This window comes from Mesorhizobium sp. M4B.F.Ca.ET.089.01.1.1 (assembly GCF_004022605.1).
GTDB lineage: Bacteria > Pseudomonadota > Alphaproteobacteria > Rhizobiales > Rhizobiaceae > Mesorhizobium > Mesorhizobium abyssinicae.
The window spans coordinates 1-788 of record NZ_RZOS01001037.1 but is presented as its reverse complement, the minus strand read 5'-3'; the positions used below and the strand labels follow the sequence as shown (position 1 = coordinate 788).

The window sequence follows — 788 nt, the reverse complement described above, 5'->3', positions numbered from 1 at the left end:
CTCAAGCAGGATGGCGCGCAACTGGTTGGTCAGCGTCGTGCGCGCGCCGACCAGCCGAGAGCGGGCCCGGTGCAACGATTGGACATCCAGTTGCGCCTGGGACTTGAGTTCGACAAACCGCATCGTCGGACGTGTGGCGGCTTCTGCGATTGCTTCCGCGTCCCGGTCGTCGTTCTTCTGCGCCTTCACGTAAGGACGCACATATTCCGGCGACATCAATCGGACCTCGTGCCCTTGTTCGGCCAGAAGCCGTCCCAGATAATGTGCGCCGCAGCACGCTTCCATCGCTACAGTGCAGGGTGCGAGCTTCGAGGCGAAGCTCAAGACCCTCTTGGGCTGCATGCGGCGACGCAGCACCACATTCCCATCCGAATCCAGCCCCGCAACGCTGCAGCTGTTCTTGCCAAGGTCAATTCCCAGCATCATGATCGTCATGGCTCGTCCTTCTCCGCTTTCCAAACACAGGCATCCTAGCCGATGCCTCCAAGGAGGGCGGGCCATTCCATAAAACTGGCCACGCACGCTGAAGGCGCATCTTTGCGACCTACCGCCGCGTACGAAGGTGGAGCTTTGGTTCCAGATGCTATGAGGGCGGAGATCGTCGAGAGTGGCGAATGTCCGACCTCATGCGAAGGAAGCCATCATGTCCTCGAATACAATTGACCACGAGCACGCCATCATCATCGCGATCGAACTCAGCCGATCGACATGGCTCGTTGCCGCCCGCTTGCCGGGAGTGGAGAAGCCGCGGTTTAACCAGATCGGCGCCGGCGACACGGCCGCTCTCC

1 protein-coding gene is annotated in these 788 nt (G+C 60.9%); it reads right to left on the bottom strand.

Going from position 1 to position 788, the window contains the following annotated elements:
• A partial coding sequence (locus EN780_RS35860) for an IS110 family transposase (protein ID WP_128276579.1) occupies window positions 1–435 on the bottom strand: 435 nt, incomplete at its 3' end.
• Between the last annotated feature and the right edge of the window lie 353 nt (window positions 436–788).